This window comes from Nocardia sp. NPDC051929, assembly GCF_044548645.1.
GTDB lineage: Bacteria > Actinomycetota > Actinomycetes > Mycobacteriales > Mycobacteriaceae > Nocardia > Nocardia sichangensis.
The window spans coordinates 90,233-111,902 of sequence record NZ_JBIUCG010000007.1; the positions used below are offsets into that span (position 1 = coordinate 90,233).

General features: G+C 71.4%; 1 pseudogene (only partly in view). It reads left to right on the forward strand.

The features are described from left to right. Positions 1 to 21,670: pseudogene (locus tag ACIHAX_RS11035) on the forward strand (hypothetical protein) (its annotated part continues 10,457 nt past the right edge of the window); the annotation flags it as partial.

Below are 21,670 nucleotides of genomic sequence, written 5' to 3' on the forward strand. Positions count from 1 at the left end.
ATGGCCATCGAGCTGCCCGGCGCGCTGAAGTACCTCGAGCCGATCGTCGGCATGGAGTGGCCCGAGGGCAACGAGGACCAGATGTGGGCCTTGGGCGGGGACTGGCGGACCGCCGCGTCCGAGTTGCGCTCGGTCATCCCCGACATCGTGGCGGCCAAGAGCGCGTCGATGACCGCCTATCCCTCGGGCGACGGCTACGAGGAGATGGTCAAGGCCTTCGACAGCTTCCTGACATTCGGCGGCGGCAACCCGCAGGACGACCAGACGCTGTCGAAGCTGGCCGACTACTTCAAGGAGATCGGCGACTCCGCTTACGACGTCGGCACCGAGATCGAGTACGGCAAGCTGATGTACTGGTCGTCGCTGGCGTTGCTGGCGGGGGAGCTGGCGGCGTCGTTCGCGTCCGGCCCGTTCAAGCCCGCGGTGGACGCGGCGGCGATCGCGGCCACCCGGATCGCGGTCCGCATCATCGGTCAGCGGTTGGTGCAGGCGGTGATCCAGCGCGTGGGCCGGATCGTGGCGAACCGGTTCGTGAGCTTCCTGCTCCGGCACATCGCGATCGACACGATCCTCGGCACCATGCAGGAACTCGGCGTGCAGGCCTATCAGGTCGAGCAGGGGCACCGCAAGAACATCAACGTCGAACAGGTCGTCGTCACCGCCGTCAGCTCCGCGGCGGGCGGCGCCGCGGCGGGGCCGTTGGGCGAGAAGCTCGGCCACGCGCTGACCCGGCGGTTCGGCCCGGAGTTCAATCCGTTCCTGCACGGCATCATCACCGGGACGACGGCGGGATTGGTCGGCGCGGGAGCGGGTTTCGTCGGCGCGACCGCGACACAGTTCGGCTTCGATGTCGCGACCGACGGGTTGGACCAGGCGCTACAGAACCTGGGGAACACGCCGGTCGACTGGCGGATGTTCACCGCGGGCGCCTCCAACGGCGCGATGACCAGCGTCGCGAAGGTCGGTTCCGCGCACATGTGGAACAAGATGATGCCGACCACGATGAGTCGTCCCGACTTGGGAACCCGCCTGAACAATCTCTTCGCCGACGCGGGCGGGGCGCGGGTGGGCTACCGGCCCGATGGCGCGGGAACGACCGGCGCGGGCGACGGCAGTCTGGCTCCAGGCGCCGGGAACACTTCCGGTGCGTCGGACACGTCCGGGGCGACGAACGGTGCGGGCGCTTCGCGCGCCGGAATGCCCGCGGCCGGCGGCAATAGTTCATCGAACTCCGGCGGCACGGATACGTCGCGCGCCACCGGTGCGTCCGGGGGAGATCGGGTTTCGAGCGCGGCCTCCGATGACGCGAGGTCGGAGGGCAACGACGCCGGGCGGAGTGGTGAGTCCGGCACTCCGGCGCAGACCGGTGAGCAGGGCACGTCCGGCGAGCGCGCTTCGTCGGGTGAGCAGTCGTCGTCGGGTGAGCAGTCGTCGTCGGGTGAGCAGTCGTCGTCGGGTGAGCGCGCGTCGTCGGGCGAGCAGTCGTCGGCTGGTGAGCGGTCTACGTCGGGTGAGCAGTCGTCGTCTGGTGAGCGGTCCACATCGGGTGAGCAGTCGTCCGGCGAGCACTCGTCGTCGGGGGAACGGTCCACCGGTGAGCGGTCGGCGTCCGACACCGGCGCGGGGCTCGCCGACGAAGGAAGACAGGACCGCGGCGCCGGAGCCGGTCGGTCCGAAGAGCCGAATATCGCCGCGGGTCAGCATGATAGGGCTACCGAACCGGGGGTCGCCCAGCGCGGCACCGTCGACGGCGTGCAGAACACGGAGACGCGATCGGTATCGGACACGGCGCCGACGGGCGCGACGCCGGCCGTGGGCGCTCCGCTGACCGGCCACCCGGCGTCGCCACACGCCGGACCGAGTATCGCGAGCACGCCGCCGTCCACTGGTGTCGCGCCGGGCGCGACGCACGCGTCTCCTGCTTCGCCGGGATCGAGCGACGCACGGCCCGCGTCGTCCACCGATTCGCGCGCCCAGGCCGCCAACCCGGACAGCAGGGCGGCCGCCGACCGGGGCCGGGCCGGTGTGGCCGATCGCGCCGCCGGTTCCGGTCGCGACGAGGCCGGGGTGCGTGCGGGCAAGGCCGACTCCGAGGCGCCGCGAGCCGAATCCAGGCGGGAGGCGGGCGCGACCCGTCAGGTCGGGGAGACGCGCCAGGACGGCGGGGCGCGCCCGGCCGGAGAGACGCGTCAGGCGAATGCGGATCGACCGGGCGAGGCGTCGCGATCACGCGATACCTCGGAATCCGACGACGGCAGGCGCGATACCGCGGAACCGGTTGTGCTGCCGCTCGCCGGTGACGCAGGTGAGTCCAGACCGGCGCGCCGCCCCGGCGGGGATACCGATGGCCCGGCGCGCCGCCCGGGCGGGGATGCTGATGGCCCGGCCCGCCGCCGGAGTGCGGACACCGATGGCCAGGCTCGCCGGGACACCGACGAGACGACGCGGGACGATCCGGATTCCGATGCGCAACAGGATCATCCGAAGAATCGCGGGGAGTGCGCCAGGCTGTCGCTCGCGGAACTCCAGGAGGCCACCGGTAGCGATACCATCCGGCCGCCGGACGAGCCGGTCGGCGAGCGCGGCATGTCCCTGCGTGAAATCGAGGAGGCCGCGGGCGGGCGTCTCTGGGACTACCCGGACGGCGGGCCGGACGAGTCTCGTCACCAGGGCATCGCCGACGAATTGCTGCGGATGGCGGCGGGGATGGACCCGCGCGATGTCGCCGAAGGCCGTGGACCGCGCGCCCTCGTGGTGGACGAATACACCGGCCCGGTCGACGAGCACGGGGTCGGCGCGCACGCCTACACCTTGACCGTGCGCATGCATCCGGACACCGGCGAGTTCCGCCTCGAGGTGTCCGACCCGGGAGCGGAGAGCCGCAAGGGGTTCCCGCCGGACGTGCCGTCGGACCTCCGCTCGGTATCGGCGATCCTGTTCGACGGTGCGGGAAAGGTGGTGCCGCCGAGCGGTTCCGACCCGCGGGTGCGGCCGGCCGATGATCGGCCGATCTATGGTCCCGAGGGCGAGATCGCGGGTCGGCGCGATGGCGAGACGCCGAAGCAGTTCCGCGCGCGGTTGCGCGCCGAGATGGCCGACATGCACTCCAGGCGCGCCGCCGAGCAAGCGCGGCAGCTGCGTGACCTGATCGACCGAGCCGATGAGGCGGATCTGCCCGAAGGGGTGACGAAACGCTCGCTGCGGATCAAGGCGGGACAGGCCGAATGGCATGCCCGCGAGTTCCGCAAGAACGCCGACACCTGGTGGCGGGTCGCCGGTGGGCGTCCCGCAGACGATGCCCCGATACCGCCGCGTTCGCCGTCGGACCCGGTGTCGGACCCGGTGCGTTCGCGCGATGACTCGAATGCACTTGACCCAGCACGGGTTGTGCCGGGCGACCGTGAACCGGGCGCTGCGGATGAAGCGAATCGGCCATTCGATCCGTCGTCCCCGCCGCGCGTCGGCGACGAGGTGCCGGAACCGGGTGATCGGAAGGTGGCGCCGCTGGACCGCGGCGATACGGAACCGGCGCGCTCGCGTGACGACTCGAATGCGTCCGATCCCGAACGTGTTCCGCCGGGTGACCGTGAACCGGGTGCCGCGGACCAGGCGAATCGGCCGTCTGATCCGGCGACGCCGCCGCGCCTCGGTGACGAGGTGCCGGAACCGGGCGATCGGAAGGGGGCGCCGCTGGACCGCGGCGGTGCGGAGGGCGATGGCGCGCGGCCCACACGCGACCGCACTCCGGCGCTCGACGAGTCGCCCGACTTCCTCGGTGAATCCGACGACGCCGAGCACCGGTCGGAGCACGGCGACGACGATGTGCCCACCGGTATGTACCGCGACGCCGACGGGGTGCTGCACAAGTTCGGTGATCGGCCCGACTCCTACCGGGATCCGGACGGAACGTGGCATCACGAAGACGACGCCGCGGGCACCTACCGCGACGACAGCTTCCGGCTGCACGACGAGCTGACCAAGGAATATCTCAGCGATCCGCTGACGAGCCGCCCCTACCGGTTCATGGCCGATCCCGGCGACAAGCAGCCGTACACCGTGGTCGACGCGAAGATCGCAGCCCAGATCGCGGAAACGGTCACCGAGCGGGCGACGGTGGAGGCGCAGCGCAACAAGGCCAATGACGCGGTCAAGCGGCACATGGCGGAGTTCGAGATCAAGAAGATCAGCGATCTGGCCGAGGAGAAGCTCCCCGGGCGCGTGGAGAAACTCGAGATCGAGATTCTCGAATCCGACCTCTCCGACGAGGAGAAGCGGGCGAAGCTGGATCGCCTCGGCGAGATGGAGCGCAACGCCGCGGAGTTCAACCGGCTGGGTCCGTTGCTGGTGAAGGCGTCCAAGACGCTCGGCGAACTGGCGGGCAGGGCGTTCGGGCTCGACTCGGAAGCGCGGCCGGGGGCGACACTGCTGTCGCCGTTCGAGGGCGCGATCGATGGCGCCGATACCGTCGACATAGCGGTACTGGTTCCCGGCGCCGACGGTGGTCCGCCGAAACTGGTGGTGATCGAGGCCAAGGGTGTCCACTGGGACCTTGGCGGTTCGAAAGTAGCTGAAGCGCAACAGGGTTCGCCGGAGTATCTGCGCCGTACGGCCGCGATCGACAAGAACTTGCGGCGGATTCTGACCGAGACGCCCGAGGAGATGGCGGCGCGCGGCGTCGACCCGGACAGCGCTGCGGGGCGGGCGCTGTCGAAGGCGCGTGAGCAACTGCTGGAGGCGCACCGGAACGGGACGCTGGAGGTCGAGTACCACCTGGTGCACGCCACCAAGAATGGCGTTGTCACCTCGCGCGAGTTCAACCTTCATCGGGATGGCGCGCTGGTGCGGGTCGATGTCATCGGCGGCATCGAATCGCCCGCGCTGGCGCGAACACCGGCTCGAGCGCCGCTGGCCGACGCCTCGGTACCTGATGCCGACGCTCCGGTACGCGATACCGGCACCTCGGCGCGCGACACCGCCACTCCGGCGCGGGACGCCGACGATTCGTCGGTCCCGCCGCAGGACGGCGACAGCGACGTGGCCGCCGCCCGCGATGCGGAGCTGCTCGGCGTTCCGGGCGAGGACGAATGGTCGCACCTGAGTCCGGAGGAGGTCGGCGAGCGGCTGGAGGAGCACCTGCGCGACGCCATGCGGAACCCCGACTTCGAAGTCTTCGGGTTCGACCTCGACGGTCTGAACCCCGAGGTGGTGCGGGAATACGCCAGGGCAATGGTCGATCTGGTCGATCGGTTCCCGTCCGCCGACCTGCGCAGCATCGGTATCGGCGGGCTGCCGCCCGAGGTGATCGGCATGGCGCAGCCACGGCTGGACGCGTCCGGCCGCATGTTCACCGAATCGATCGTCCTCAGTTACGACCACGCGACCGGTGCGCAGACCTTCCGGGACCGGATGCGGATCGGTGTGGACAACGGCCGGTTCTCCGCGGAAGTTCTGGGCCGTCCGGTCCGTGCCGTCGTGGCGCACGAATACGGGCACGCGCTCGACCACGCGAGCCAGCAGAGCGCACGCCATCGCGCCGAGGAGCACCTGTACGAGCGCTATCTCGACGACGACACCCGCGACCCCGGTCTCGCTTTCGAGGATTGGCTGCACCAGCTGAGCGGCCACAGCTTCGACCTCGACGGCAACCTGCGGCCGGAAGAGGCGCTGCCCGAGGCGTTCGCCGCTCACGTGCTCCGTGGCGACGACGAACCGGTCAGCGCGCCCGCCCGAGCGCTGCACGACCTGCTGACCCGGCTGGCCGCCGAGCCGCCGGAGAACAGCGACGCGCCGCTCTCGCTCGACGCCGACCACATCGACCTTCCGAACGACGGTTCGCGAGCGCGTGACCCCGACGACTCGTTCGGTCGCGACGGGGACGTCCTGTTCGAGGGCGACCTGCCGGAGGACGGGACGCCGCTGTATCGCGGCATCCCCCGGTTACTGCCCGACGGGTCGGTGAATCCGTCGTATCGCGAGGCGATTTCGGGACGCGCGGTGCCACGCGGAACCGTGGACTTGTCCGCCGAAGAGCACATCTCCCAGCGCCGCGCCGCCGAGAGCGACACCACGTCGTGGTCGCGTACGCGCAGTGCCGCCGAGGCATTCGCCGACGGCGACGGGGTGATCCTGGAATGGCGCACCGGGGCGCCGCCGGAGGGCGCGTCCTGGAAGTACAAGCCGATCTTCGATCTGCCGGACCAGTTCTCCCAGGTGCTGATCCAGGGGACGCTGCACGACGCGCGCGCGACCAGGTTCGTCGCCGCCGACGCGCATCCCGATCTCGCGGTCGGGGAGCACCCGGGGCAACCGGCGGGCGACCCGACGCCGCCACGCACGCCGGATGACGAGCCCGCGGCGCATGCCCCCGACACCGAACTGCTCGGCGCACCGACCGATGACGAATGGTCGCGCCTGAGCCCGGCGGAGGGCGGCGAGAAACTACGCGACGACCTGCGCCGGATGACGGACAACCCGCAGTTCGAGGTGTTCGGCTTCGACCGCGACGGTCTCAACCCGGAGGCGGTGCGCGAGATCGCCCGCGCGATGGTCGACCTGCACTCGCGCTTCCCGCAGGTCGACATCCGCCGCATCGGCATCGGCGACCTACCGGACAAGGCGATCGCGGAGGCGCGTTCCGGGTACGAGGACGGGCACCACTACACCGAGTCGATCACGGTGAGCCCGAAATACGTCGCGAGCGCGCGGGACCTGCGGCAGACGATGACCGACCGGGTCGGCGACGGGTTGTACGACCGGGCGGTTCTGCGGCGGCCCGCGTATTCGATCGCCGTGCACGAGTTCGGGCACGCGCTGGAATTCGCGGGTGACAACGCCGCCAGGCGCGGAGCCGAGGACCAGCTGCTCGACCACTACATGGACAACCATCCGGACAACCGGACGATGGACGGCTTCACGGAATGGTTGCGCGACAACCTCAGCGGCTACAGCCTGACGTCCCAAGGGATCGAACCGTCGGAGGCGATGGCCGAGGCGTTGGTCCAGGTGGTCGCCCACGGCCGCGACAACGTGGCCGAGCCGGTCCGGATGCTGTACGACCGGTTGATCGATGCGGTCGAGGGCGATGCGAAGCTGCTCGGTGCGCCGTTCGACGACGAGTGGTCGCGGCTGGGTCCGGCGGAGGTCGGGGAGAAGCTGCGCGACACGATGCGGCGGATCACGGGCAATGCCGAGTTCGAGGTGACGGGCTTCGACCGGGGCGGCCTCAACGGGGAGGTGCTGCGGGAATACGCCCGGTCGATGGTCGAGATGTTCGAGCGGAACCCGCAGGCGAACCTGCGCCGAATCGTCGTCGGCGAGCTGCCGCGCGGCGTCTTCGCCGAAACCGGGCAGTTGATCGAGCACGGCACCCGGCGGGTGTACGCGGACGACCTGCTGATCAACGAGCACTATGCCGCGAGCGCGACGGAGTTCCGGAAGGCCGTCGAAGAGAGCGTCGAATCGGGATGGTTGCATTCGAGCGCCACCCGCAGGCCCGTCCATGCGCTGGCGGTCCACGAGTTCGGCCACATCCTCGACATCAGCAGCGGTGGCTACGCCCGGCGCAAGCTCGACGCCGCGTTGCTGAACCACTACATGTCCAAGCGGCTGGGCGAACCGACTACCGAGGGCTACCTGGCGTGGCTGAAGGACAACCTCAGCGGATACAGCTTCGACAAGTCCGGGCAGCTCAACCCGGCGGAGGCGCTGGCCGAGGCGTTCGCCGAAGTGCGGTCGCGTGGCCTGTTCCAGGTGAGCGAACCAACGCGGGTGGCCTACAGCCTGCTGCACGAAGCGGTCGACCGCGGTGGCCGCCGCGGGTGGCTCGGCCGGTTCATGGACGGGCTGCGGCTGGAGCGGTTCATCTCGCGCGATGAGCCGGGCGGGTTCGAACGCGACGCCGTCGAAGCGCCGCAGAACTCCGAGCGACACGCGGTTCGGGCAGACGACCCCCGGGACGGGGAGGAGCCGCGACGCCGAACCGATGCACCGCCCGCCGATCTCACCGAACCCGTCACCGCCGGGAGCGACGAGAACGGCGCGCGTGATCTGGTCCGCCCGGACGAGGCGCAACCCGCAGGCTGGCACCATCGCCCGACCGATGTGGCCGCGGCGGAAGTACGTGAAGTGCTGGTGCGCAGCGAGATCGGCAGGCAAGCGCTCACCCGGCTGCGCGACCTCGGCGCCGCCGTCCGGTTCGAGGAACCCGGCGACGGTCCCGGACAGCCGGACGGGTTCGACGGGCGGACGATGGAAGTGTTCATCGGCACCCGTGGCCGCGACCAGCTGGCGCAGGCGGCGGCGGTCGTGCGGTCGGCGGAGCTGGCCGGTGCGGTCGCCGAGGGCAGACTCGAGGTGAACCCGGCCCGGATCCGCGCGCTGGACCGCGCCGATCACGTCGCCGCGCGGGTGCGGGTGGAGGCCGAAGCGCTCGGCCGCCAAGCCGAATTCCACCGGGAGATGCGCGAGGCCGGTTACGACCCGTACGGCGGGCCGGTGCGCGATGTGATCGATGCCGCGCAGCGCAGCGCGCTGGAATCGGCCTATCTGGATGTCTTCGACCGGGCCGTCGAGCCGGATGGCCTCGTGGACGACCCGGCGCGCCGGGCGATCCGGGATGCGGAGGCGGCTCGGCTGACCGCCCGGCGTGACGCCGCGGCCGCGGCGGTCGACGCGGCGCGGGCGCTGCGCGCGGAGGCGGCTCGCGGCCTGGCGGACGACGGGCAACTGAGCACTCGCGTCGCACTGGCCGACACCATGGAGCAGTTGCACGGCCGGACGATCCGGATCGACCAGGCGAGCGCCTGGCGAGACCGGTTGTCGGAACTGGAGCGGGCGTCGCTGCGGGTGATCGATCTCGAGGAGGTGCGCAACCGAGCCGACGCGGACCTGCGTCGGGTGCTGGACCTGGATGTTCCGGAACGGCAATCGGATTCGGGCGTGGACAGCGAGCGACGGCGCGCGGCGGGCGTGGACGAGTTGCTGGCCGATCCGCGATTCGACGCACCGGAGGATCCACGCAAGGGCGTCAGCGGACGGCACGAGGCGGGCGAGGAGTGGGACGCCGCGCACCGCTCACCCGAGGGGGCGGCGGAGTACGCTCCCTCCGATCTCGCGACGGCCCGCGAACTGGATCGGCTCCAGCGGGCGGAGGCGGCGGCCAGGCGCGAGCTGGCGCGCGTCGAGGCGGATTGGGATCGCGCGTTCCGGCGGCTGCAGGACGGATTCAACCTTCCCGACGACGAGATCCCGTCCACGCGGCAGGAAAAGTTCGACCTGGTCCGGGAACGGTCCGAGCGTATCGACATCTGGAACGGCACCAGCTACGTGCTGCTGCTGGCGGATCTGACCGCGCAGCACACGCGGGCGACCACGGAACATGCCCGCGTACTGGGCGAGATCACCGACATCGTGCGGCGAGACCTGTCAGACCGCGCCGCCCTGGCGGGAGAACCGCCACCCACCGACATCCGGGTGCGTTTCGACGAATCCGGTGACCTGCACGTCCTCCGAGACGCCGCCGACGCGCCCGCGCCGGCCGATCCGCCCCGGCACCGGGTGGGCGAGGGGACGCACCAGCGGACGATCACCGAGCACGCGGCCGCATTGCGGAACGAGGCACTGGTCGAACTCAGCGGCAGTCGACAGGGCAGATGGGCGGCGGCCGTGCTCGAGCGGCTCGGGGTGGACATCCGGTTCAGCGCCGAGTCCGAGGCGAGCATCCGTCGCATGGACAGCGGCCGCTACGGACTGCGGCCGGACGCGGGCTACAACCCGGTCACCAATACCGTCGTGCTGGAATCCGACGCCGGATCTCGGCGGCACGCAGCGGAATTGGTGCGCGCGGCGCGGCTGGCCGAGCAGATGCACGAGGCCGCGGGCGAACCGCTGGCGCGGCTGACCCTTTCCCGCGACGAATACGTCGACCTGATGCTGGACCGGATGGCCGAGGCGTACGCCCTGATGTACGCGGGCAACGCCGACGACACCGGCATGATCGATCCGAACCGGATCGGCGTCGACGACCTGGAACGCGCCTACGGCAAGGCCTACGACGACGCGCTGCGCTACGCCGAGAAGACGTACTGGAAGTCGGGCGTCGTCCGGTCCTTCCCGCTATACCACCGGGCCGCCTTCCGCGCCGGTGTGCGCGCCGTGCGTGAGCACCTGAACCACCTCGGGCCGCACGTCGACTGGCGCGACTACGGCGATCACTTCGGGGCGGCATGGGACCGGGCGCACGGCATCGCGCCGACCGAACGCGTCGTCGATGCCGACGCGCAGGCGCGCGACAGCCGTGCCAGGGCCGGGGAGCGCGCCACGCATGTCGCGCTGGAGATCGAAAGCCTGCGCATGCTGCGCGATCTGGGCGAATACGTCCCGGTCAGCCCGGCCGAACGCGCGTACACCGAGGCCTACGAAAGGGCGTACCCCAAGGCGGAGAAGGCGCATCGCCGCAACCCCGAGGCTCCGCCGCCGGAGCAGGCCGCCCACCGGGCGGGACGCGAGGCGGTACGGCGCTATCTCGACCGGGTCGGCTTGGACCGGGCCGAGATCGCCCTGGACGTCGTCCGCGCGGCGGGCAACGAGGACGAGTCGCGGTGGGGTCATCCACAGGCGCGTGAGGACGGGATCGCGCCGCGCTCCGAAGACCCCGCGACGCGCGAGATCGGGCGCGACGACGACGCCGAACTCGCCCGGCGCGTTCTGGATCAGGAATTCGACGGCGAGCCGCATCCGGAGCGGCTCACCGATCGCGTCGCGCGCTACCCGGCCGATTCCGAGCCGGGGAGGCGGCCGCGCCTGGTGGTCGTCGCCGAACCCGGACAGCACATCGACGCCCTGCGCGAACTGGCGGCGAACCACCCGGAACTCGCCGACGTGCTCTGGGACCGGTCGCACTACCTCGACTACCGCGAGGCGGTGCGCGGGGCAGGCAGCCTGCCGACCATGCACCACATCACCGTCACGGCGGCGGAGGGGCCGTACCGTCACCCCAGCAGGACCGAAGCGCTCACGGAGATGCTGGCGCACTATCTGCGCTACCGGGCGGAGGGCCGCACGCATGTCGGATTCGAGGAGTGGCTGAGACAACTCGGACCCGACGCGTTCTACACCGCCGAAGACGCCGAGAAGGCCCGCGGTACCAGCCGCCAGGGTTTCCACGTGCCGGGCAGGCTGACCGAGGGCTTCCACGAGGCGGGGCACCGCACCGCCGCCGACGCCGATCCGCCGTTGACGCCGCCGCATCCGGCCGAGGTAGCGCACCGGTTGTACACCCGCCGGATAGCGCTGCCCAGCGACTCGGGAATACCACGCCCGTCGCATCACGAACTGGAAATCTTCCGAGTCGGGTCGACGGTGCTGAGCATCCACCTGGAACCCGATGGCAACGGCGGCTGGCGGGTGCCCGCTCCGCTGTCGAACCGATCGGAATCCGATGTTCTGTCCACGCATCTGCAGGGTCTGGCCGCGCCCGACCGGAAGAAGCTGGTCGCACGGATCATCGAGCTGCTCGGCGACGGCTCCACCGACTTGGCGGATCGCGCCGCGCCGCGCAGCAGGTTCGGCCGCTTCATCGATCGGTTGACGCCGGGCAGGGCGAGCACGCCGGAAGGCGAACAGCCGCACCGCGTCGAGCGGTCCGGGAATGACGATCCGCACGTCGATCGGGACCGCGTGGCGGACGAGTACCCGCGCGGTTCCCATCCGCCCGAGGACATCGCGGCGGACGTGCCCGATACGGAGGTGCTCGGCGCCGCGACCGCGGACGAGTGGTCGCAGCTGAGTCCGCACGAGGTCGGCGAGCTGTTGCGGGACCGGCTGCGCGAGGCCACGGGCAACCCAGGGTTCGAGGTGTTCGGCTTCGACCGGCCGGGCCTGAACCCCGAGGTGGTGCGCGAATACGCCAGGGCCATGGTCGAAATGCACCAGCGGTTCCCGCACGTCGACCTGCGTGGCGTCGGCATCGGCGAGTTGAAGCGGGGCGAGCTCGGGTGGGCCGACGGCCAGATCGACGACGTCACCAAAAAGGTCTTCACCAGGGCGATCGTCCTCAGTCACGAGCATGCCACGAGCGCGCGCGACTTCCGTGCGGCGGTGCACAACGCCGTAGGCAACGACCAACTGAAGCCGATGATGTTGCGGCGGCCCGTCTTCGCCGTCGCGGTGCACGAATACGGTCACGTGCTCGACCACGCCGGTGGTCTCGCCGCGCGGATGCGGGCGGAGCGCCATCTGCTCGAGCTGGCCGCCGCGGACCCCGACGGTGATTTCGGCGAGTGGCTGCGGGAACTCAGCGGGTACAGCCTCGACGAGGACGGCCTGCTCGACGATCACGAGGCGGTGGCCGAAGCTTTCGCCGAAGTCGTGCTGCGCGACCACTTCGGCGATCTCGGCCCGGCGAGCAAACCCATACGCGCGCTGCACGATCTGTTGCTGCACCACGCGGAGCAGGGCGGAATCGGCCGTGCCGTCGACGCGCCGACGAACGACCGCCTGGTTCTCGACACCCACGACGACCAGGTCCGCGCCCTGCTCCGGCAGACCGACTACGGCAAACAGATTCTGGCGAGCTTGGACAGCGGCCCGATCCGCACCGGCTACGAAGACACCGCGCCGGACGGGCGGACCGGCGAGTTCCGGCGTCGCGAACTGTCGGCGCTGGCGTTCACCGCGGGCAATTCGCACGTGCGCCAGGCGCTGGCTCTGGCGCACGAATCGCTGCACGCGCAACGTCATCTCCAGCGCACCACGGCGAACACACCCGAGCGCATCCGCGCGATGTCGCGCGATGAATTCGTCGACGCGATGGTCGACGAGGAAGCCGCCGCCAGCGGCAGGCACTTCCGGCTCGCGGCCGAACTGCGCGCGCTCGGCTACGAGATCGCCGAACATCCGCTCGAAGAGCACTACCGGGAAGCGTTCGACCGGGAGCTGTCCCGGCGGCGCTGGGACAACGCGGGAACCCGCACCGAGGCCCACGATCTCGGCGTCGCGGCGCTGCGCGAGCCGCTGCGCCGGACGGAATGGAACAACGGGCGCAACTACGCCGACTACTACGGAAACATCTGGGACGAGGCCAATGTCGGCCGCGACGGCGCGGCGGAGGCGGGCAGGCACCATCCGTTCTCGCCGACCACCGCGGACGAACTATGGCACGGCGCGCTGACCCGCCAGGACGCCAGGCTGCGGGCACGGGAGGCCGCCGCGGAATTCGCCCGCCGGGCGGAGGCGCTCTTCGGCACCCGCGACGTCGCCCGATCGACGATCGATCGGGCGCTGCGGGAGGCGCAGGACGCGGCCACCCGGTCGGACCACGATGCCGAATCGCTGCGCAGGCAGCACGATCTGCGTGTGCTGAGCGACGCGGCGGATCTGCGGGACCAGGCCGGGACCCGGCTCGAGGGGCAACAGCACAGTCTCGCCGCATCGGCCGCGCGGGGCGTGCTCGGCGCGGCCATCCGCGGTGAGCCGGGCGCCCGGGTGCTCACCGATCACGTCGCTCATGTGCCGGGTGAGCCGGACCGGCTGGTGATCGCCGCGGAAGCCGGTGACCACGAGCGGGTCATGGGGGAAGCCGAGCGCGACCCGTTCGCGGCCGCGCTGCTCGGCCGCGACGATGTCGACCGCCGGTTCCTCGAAGTGGAGATCGACGACTTCGGCCGCGTGCGCGTCCGATCCGTCGACGAGCCAGGGCCGATCGCGCCGAGCGACCCGGTCGGTGCGGTCACGCCGCGCGATCTCGCCGGGACCGCGGCAGCGGAGCGGACCGCCCGTCTCCGTGCGGAACTGGCCCGGACCGAGATCGGCAGGCAGATCGATCGGGCGCTGACCGAGCACAAGGTGCGAGTCGAGTACGAATCGGACGCGCCGGATCGCTACTACCCCGCGCAACGGCGATTGGTCCTCGATCCCGGCCTGACCGACACCCAGCAGATACTCGCCCTGGTGCGCGGCGGCACGCTCGCCGATCTGGCCCACGCGCCGGACATGCCCGACGCCGCCCGGCTCCGGACGCAGTCGTCGCGCCGCGCGTACGTCGGCGCGATGCTCGACCTGGAGACGGCCGCGCGCATGATGCAATTCGCGGCGATCGGCGAACTGCGCGCGGCGCGGCACGAGATCCCCGAGACCGAACTCGAGCGGGTGTACACCGAGGCGTACGACGCCGCGCACGCGGCCGCGCGGGCGGCGGAGCCGAACGCCTGGCCCGAGGATCTGCAGGACAAGGCGCGCGAGGCCGCGTTCGAGGCGCTGCGCCCGCTGATGGACGCCGAGACCGTCGGCCCGGATCGGACCCACGCCGATTTCTACGGCGACGCCTGGGACGCCGCGCACGGCACCCGCTCGTTCGACCAGGTCGTGGCGGATGCGCTGGCTTCCGGCGAGATCGGCGCGACGATACTGCGCGAGGGCGATTCGGCGCACAGCGCCCGGAGCGTCGAGTTGGTCCGGTTCGCCAACGGCACCGAACTGATCCGCAAGATCGTCGTCAATCCGCGGCACGCCGTCGCCGAGGTACTCACCGGGGCGCTCGGCCGGGCCGTCGACGCCCCCGTGCCCGAGTCGGTACTGCACGAGCCCAACGTCGTCTACCAGCAGGTGATGCCAGGTGAACCGGCCGGGGACCGGCACCGCGATTTCGCCGATCCGCACGAACTCGGCTACGCCGATTCGATTCCCGGCCGCGCCCTCGGCCTGCTCGACACCGTGGTCCGGCCCCCGGACCGGGATCGTTTCGGCTGGCTCGCCGGGTCGGACCGGCAGCTCGCGGGCATCGACCACAGCCGCGCCTTCGAGAACAGCGCCGAGGCCCGCGACGCGGTGAGCCCGTTCGCCGAAGGATTCCTCGCCCGCGACGCCGACGGAAGCGTCCGCTACCGCGACAACGAGCTGACCCGCGAGGCCGTCGACATCCTCATCGAACGGGTCGCCGCGCTGCGGCCGCAGTTCGAGCGCTACGGCCGCACCGACTGGCACGACCTGGCCATGCAGCGGCTGGCGCGGGTACGCGAGCACGCGCGCGACATCGCCCCTGTGCCGCCGCCCGACGCCATCACGCCGGTCGGCGACGACCACACCGTGGTCCGCGAATACGACCGACGCAACACCTGGCTCTACCCCAACGGCAAAGGCGGCATCCACGTCACCGTCGACACCGAGGGGGTGCTGCGCGTCCATATACAGCCCGCCACCAGAGCGGCCGACGGCGCGGGCCTTTTCCGCAGCGCGATGTCCGAATTCGGGCACCTGGTGACCGAGATCCGGGGCGAATGGCACCGGGACGGTGGTCCGGGCCACGACCCGGACCTCTACCGGACGCCCGAGGAAACGATGCGCGACTCCCTCCTCGGCGAGCTGGCGGCCGAGCACGGCTTCACCGAAATACGTGTCGAAGCAGGCGATCCCGCGCCGACAGTGCGTTTCAGCGAGCCGGAGTTCGCCGACGCGGACACGCACTCGACGCCGGACGCCACCGGATCGCGCGAGCGGGTCGACGACAACCAGCGGGAACCGGCGGCGGACGACGCGGCCGACCAGCCGGAGCGCGCCGACAGCGAAGTCCGCGCCGACGACCTGTGGCAGCTGAGCCGGGTCGACGCCGAATCGGCCCAAGTGTGGCAGGTGCTCGAACAGTCCGCCGTCGGTCGCGAGGCGGCGGAACTGCTCCGCGCGGAGGGCGCCCGAGTGCGGTTCGCCGACCTCGGCGACGAGATCGGCGCGGCCGACGTCTTCGACCGCCGCACCATGGACATCCGGATCGACACCCATGACCGCGGACAGGTGGAGCTGGCCGGCGAACTCGTGCGTGTGGCCGCGCTGACCGAGGCGATCCGGGCAAGGCAGGTGGAGGTCACGCCGTCCCGGATCCGGGGCATGTCACGGGAGGACTACGTAACGGCGCAATTGCGCGCCGATGCCGTCGCGACCGGCAGGCAGGCGGAATTCCTGCGCGAACTGGAGAACGCCGGGTATCCCGGCCGGCCCACCGCGCTGGCGCCGGTCGAGGTCGAGTACCAGCGCGCGGTACGCAGGCAGTACCTCGAGGCCTACGACGCGGCCGTGGCCCGGGCGCAAGAGGCCGACCCGGCGATGGATGCCGGCCGGTTGCGCGAACGGGGACGAGAGGCGGGCGTCGAGGCGCTGCTCGCCGGTGACCTGTTCGACCCGCCGTGGTCCGCCGAGGAGCGCGCCAGTGCCCGCAGCACGCACGGCCGGGACTGGGACGCCGCCCAGCACCACGAGCGCTCGGCCGCCGAATACCGGCCCGCGACAGCGGAGGCCGCGCGCGAGACGCAGGACCTCGTGCGCAGGCACGCGGCTCACACCAGGGAGATCGGCCGCATCGACGCGATGCGGGATGAACTGGTACGCAAGCTCGACGGATTCGATCCCGAGCACAACGCGCTGGCACAGGATCGGGCGGATGTGCTCGCCCACCTGCGCGAACTCGCCCGCACGCGGCGCGAACTCGGCGACGACCAGCTGGCCGACTTCGACGCTCAGCTGCGGGTCCTCAGCGAACTCGCCGCCGATCGCGTGCGCGCGGTCGCGGCCCGGGACGACGTCGCCCTCGAACTCGCGGCGCGAGTCGGGCACGACCTGATGGATCGGCAGGTTCGCGAGGCCGGTGGCAGCTGGCTCACCGACCGGGTGGCGTGGCTGCCCGGACGGCCGCCGAAGGTGTTCGTCGCGGAGACCGGTGACCGGTTCACCAGGGTGACCGGCGACGAGGCGCCCGACACGTCACTGCGGCACACCCTGGTGGTGGAGGATGTCGTCGCCGACCGGGTGTGGGTGGACGTCGACGACTCCGGTGCGGTGCGGTTGCGGCACGAGCAGACCGATCCTTCCGCGGTCCGGTCCGGGGACGACGGCCACTGGATGCGCGAGCGGACGCCGAATCCGCCCGACGATGTCGCTCGACCGGAGCGGCCCGCGGCCGAGGAGCCGGTACCGGCCGACCACCTGGCCGACCGGCTCGACCGCGTGATGCGCGAGCTGGACGGCGACAACCTGCGCGTCTACCAGAACATGCGCGGCGAGCGGGTGCGCGGCGACGGCAATTCCGTCGGCCGGTGGGCCATGAGCACCGTCGACCGGCTCGGCGTCGATATCCGGTTCACGTTCGACGACCCACCGGCCGCGCGTGACGGCAGGCAGCAGCTGCGGTCCGACAGCGGCTACGTGCCGTCGGCCGACAGCATTGTGCTGCACCTGAATTCGTCGGCGCTCGAGCTCGCCGAAGCGTGGGTGCACGCCGCCGCCATGGCCGAGCAGACGCGGGTGGGCGACGGTCCGCTGGAACGGCTCACGCTGTCGCGTGACGAGTACGTCGGCACGATGCTCGACCGCCAGGCCGAGGCGCACGCCAGGGCCTTCGAGTTCGCCCGGGTCCGCGAGGAACGCGCGAAGTACCAGAGCGAGCGGGAACGCACCCCGGACGAACCGCGCACCGTCGAACACGACGACCGACTCCGCGAGACGTTCGACGAGGCACGCAAGAAGGCACGCAAGATCGCCGCACGCGCGTATCGCGACAACTCGTCGGTCCGGCCATCGATGCTCGACGCGGCGGCCTACCGGGCGGCGGTGCGCGAGGTGCGCGCCGCGCTGGTCGAACGCGGGCCGCTGATCGACGGCGTCGACTACGCCACGCACTACGCCGCGGAATGGGACCGGGCCAACGGATTCACCGCCGCCGACCTCGACCACGCGCCCAGCCCGCACAAGGCGGACTCGCCCGAACTTCGGCGGATGCGCACCGGTGACTTCGCTGTCGAGATCGAAACCCTGCGCGTGCTGCGGGAATCGGGACGCTTCGTGCCCGTCGGCCCCGCCGAGACCGCCTACACGCAGGCCTACGATCGGGCCTACCGGAAGGCGTCGCACGCCGACGACGGCGTGCCGCCCGAGCGTCGCGCGCTGGACGCCGGGCTGACGGCGCTGCGCAAGTACGTCGACAAGGTGGGGCTGCCCGAGGCCGAGATCACGATGGAAGTCGCCCGTTCCGCCGCGGACAACCACGGCCGCTACCAGCCGTGGCCGATGGCCGATGATGCGGCGGAGCCGGCGCGGCACGCTCCCGTCGAGGCCGACGACTCGGCGGTGGCGCGGCGCACGGTCAACGCCCTGCTCGACCGGGATCCCGCCGGTGTCCGCCTGACCGAACGCATCGCGCTGTTCACCGGTGAGCGGGGTGTGCACCGCCTGGTCATCGTGGCGCAGCCCGGCGGGCATATCGACGCGTTGCGTGAACTGGCGGTGCGGAATTCGGCATATGCCGAGGTGTTGTGGAGCGGAACGCATCGCCTCGACTACCTCGCCGTCTCGCCGGACGACGGTGGCACCCGCTGGCTGCCCGCGGGGGTGGCGGAGGGGCCGTATCGCGCGCCCGACCGCTACGAGACGATGCAACAGTTCTTGGCGCACTATCTGCGCTATCGCGAGGCAGGCCGCACCGGTCTCGGCTTCGAGGCGTGGCTGCGTCAGCTCGGTCCGGAAATGTTCCACACCAAGCAGGATCAGCGGGAAGCGGACGCACACGAAGCCTACGAGGGCCGCCAGAACAAGGGCTCGCTGCGCCACGACGCGCTGACGAACTTCCGTACGGAACCGGAGGTCGGCGAACCGCATCCGGCGGTGGTGGCCCACCGGCTGGCCACCAGGCAGGTGCCGCTGCCCGAGCCGGGGAGCGGACCGGGCGTGTCGTGGCCGCGGACCACGGTCGGCAGCATCGAGATCGCCGATTACTCGTTCGGCATCGTGCTGGAGGCCGATGGCAACGGCGGGTGGCGCGTGCCGGCCCCGACCGGCGACGGTGGTTTGGACGACGCCTTCGGCAGGCTCTTCCACGGCATGTCCGACAGCAGTGTCAAGAAGCTGGTCAAGCGGATCTCCCGGTTGCTCGGCGACGGCGGGTCCGATCTGGTCCGGCGCGAACCAAGGGGAGCGCTGCGGCGCATGGCCGATCGGCTGTCCTTCGGATCGCGCGACGACGCCCCGCGCTCGATCGACGCGGGCCAGACCGAGCACAACCCGCCGCAATTCGACCAGCCGCGCACCCCCGACCCGGATCAGGCCCGCCGCGCCGAGGCCGACCGGCGGCAGGCGGTGCTGGACCGGCTTGCCGCGCAGAACCACGACGCGGTGCGCGAACGCGACGCCGCACGCGCGGCGAAGGATCCGGAACGGCTCGCAAGGGCCGAGGAGCGCGTGGAGCGCCTGGACCGGGCGATGGCGACCGCCCTGGAACGCGACGCGTTGCTGCGCGCGGATGCCCGGCCGGTCACCGATCGCGTGGGCATCCTCGCGGGCGAGCCTCCGATGGTGCTGGTGGTGAATCTCGGCGGGACGGATCCGGCTCACGCGCTGGCCGATGCGGCCGCAGGGCATCCGGAGGTGGCGGACGCTTTGGCTCGAGGCGCACGGCCGCGCGAGCTGCGGGTCGACCCCGACGGCACCATCCGGGTCATGCCGATCGCCCCGCGCGCGGATGCGGCCGCAGGCGGAGAGTCGCGGCACACCGCGGCCGGGCGGCGATCCGATGACCCAGCCGAGCCGGGTGAATCCGGAACCGCGAAACCCGGCTCCGGCGAAAATGGATCCGATTCCGCGAAGCTCGGCGACGGCGATGCCGAGACCGTGCGGCTCGGCTCCGGCGAGGGTGACGCCGATGTGAAGTCCGGCTCGGGCGAGGGTGAAGTCGATTCCGTGAAGCCCGGCCCGGGCGATGGCGATGCTGATTCCGTGAAGTCCGGCTCCGGCGAGGGTGAAGTCGATTCCGTGAAGCCCGGCCGGGGCGAGGGTGAAGTCGATTCCGTGAAGTCCGGCTCCGGCGACGGCGATGCCAATCCCGCGAAGCCCGCTTCGGGCGATGGCGGTGCCGAAAAGCCGCCGACCACACCGCGCTCCGCGGACGACCCCGGCGACGAGCCCGGCTCGCCCTCCGACTGGTACTTCCGGATGCGGATCGAGCAGGCCGACTGGGAGGCGGACATGGCCGCCGACCACGCCGCCTGGTTGCGCGAGCAGGCCGACGCGAACCCGGACGACCGCTGGGCACGGTTACGCGCCGAACAGGCGGAATGGAACGCCCGCATGGCCGCCGACCGCGCGGCCTGGTTGCGACTGGAGCAGGCGGAGAACGAGAGCTGGTCCGCCACGCTCGAAGCGGACCGGATGCGGCGCATCGCCGACGCCGATCCGGACGACCCATGGGCGGAACTCCGCGCGCAACAAGCGGAATGGAACGCCCGGATGGCGGAGGACCGGGCGCAGTGGTTGCGCAGGCTCTACGCGCCGATCGGGAGCGAACCACGCGCCGATTCGGCCACGCCGGACTCGGCGGCTTCGGCACGGACCGACTCCGCGCCGTCGTCCGCCGCCACTCCGGAGACGGACACACCCCCGCTCGGCGCGGACGAGTCGCGGACCGGTGGCGCCGATGACGACCCGCGCGCTCGGATGTCACCTGAGACGCGGACGGAATACGACCGGCTCGCAACCGAATTCGAGCAGGCGCAGGCCCAGCGCGACGAACTGCGCTCGCGGCGCGACGAACTGGCGGGACGGCTGCCGATCGATGACGCCGACGACTGGGCGGCCCTGCGACCCGGACCGGACGGCCTGGACCGGACGCTGGAGGAGCTGCGCGGACGGACCATGCCGGTCAGCGAGATGCCGGAACGTCTCGCCCGGATCGACGAACTGGAACAGAACGCGCGGGACTTCGCCGACGCCGACGCGGAAACCGCCCGCCTGGAAACGCAACTCGCGGATCTCGAACTGTCCACCACTCCGGTGGGCGAATACGACCGGCTCGTCCAGCAGCGCCAGGCCCTGACCCGTGAACGCGAGTTCTGGCGGGCCAAACGTGAGGACCGCGCCGCCCGCTGCGAATCCTGGGGTGACAGCGTCGTTCTGGACGAGTCGGCGTTGCGCGGGGATCAGCTGGAGACCACCGTGCTGCGGCTGTACGAGGCCGCGAACGTCAGGACGGTCGACGACGGCGGCGGCCCCGACGACGCGCCGCACACCGACCGGGTCGCGCCGGAGCCGCTGGAACTCGAGCATCGCAGGCGGACGATCGAGAAACTCGCCGCGGCCGCCGAGCAGGTCAACCAGCTCGACGAGCGGATCCAGCAGGTGGACCGTCGAATCGATGAGTTGCGCAGGGCAGGCGTCGGAGCGCAGCGGTCCCGGCCGCAGGACGTGATCGACGCGCTGGAAGGGCTGGCCCAACAGCGGGCCGACGCGCTGCGCGAGGTCAAGCCGCTGCGGCACGAGCGCGACGACCTGGCGGCGCGCCTGGGCCTGCTGGATCCCGAAGGCCGAGTCGATCAGGCGGCCTGCGAGCCGGAGCGGCTGGACCGGACCGTGGCCGACCTGCGCGCGGCGGTCCGGGACGGGCTCGCCGACGGCACGCTCTCCGAGGCGGAGGCCGACGCTCGCCGCCGGGACATCGACGCGCTCGATGCCGTCGCACGCGAGGTGAACGACGCGCACAACGCGATCGGCCGCATCCAGGACGACATGGCCAGGGTTGCGGGCGCGTATCGGGATTTCATCGAACGCATCGGCGGCCGGATGGTGACCGACCGGGTCGGCATCATCGACGGCGAGCGCCCGCGCATCATCGTGTTCGGTGCCCGGCCCGACCCGTCCGCCC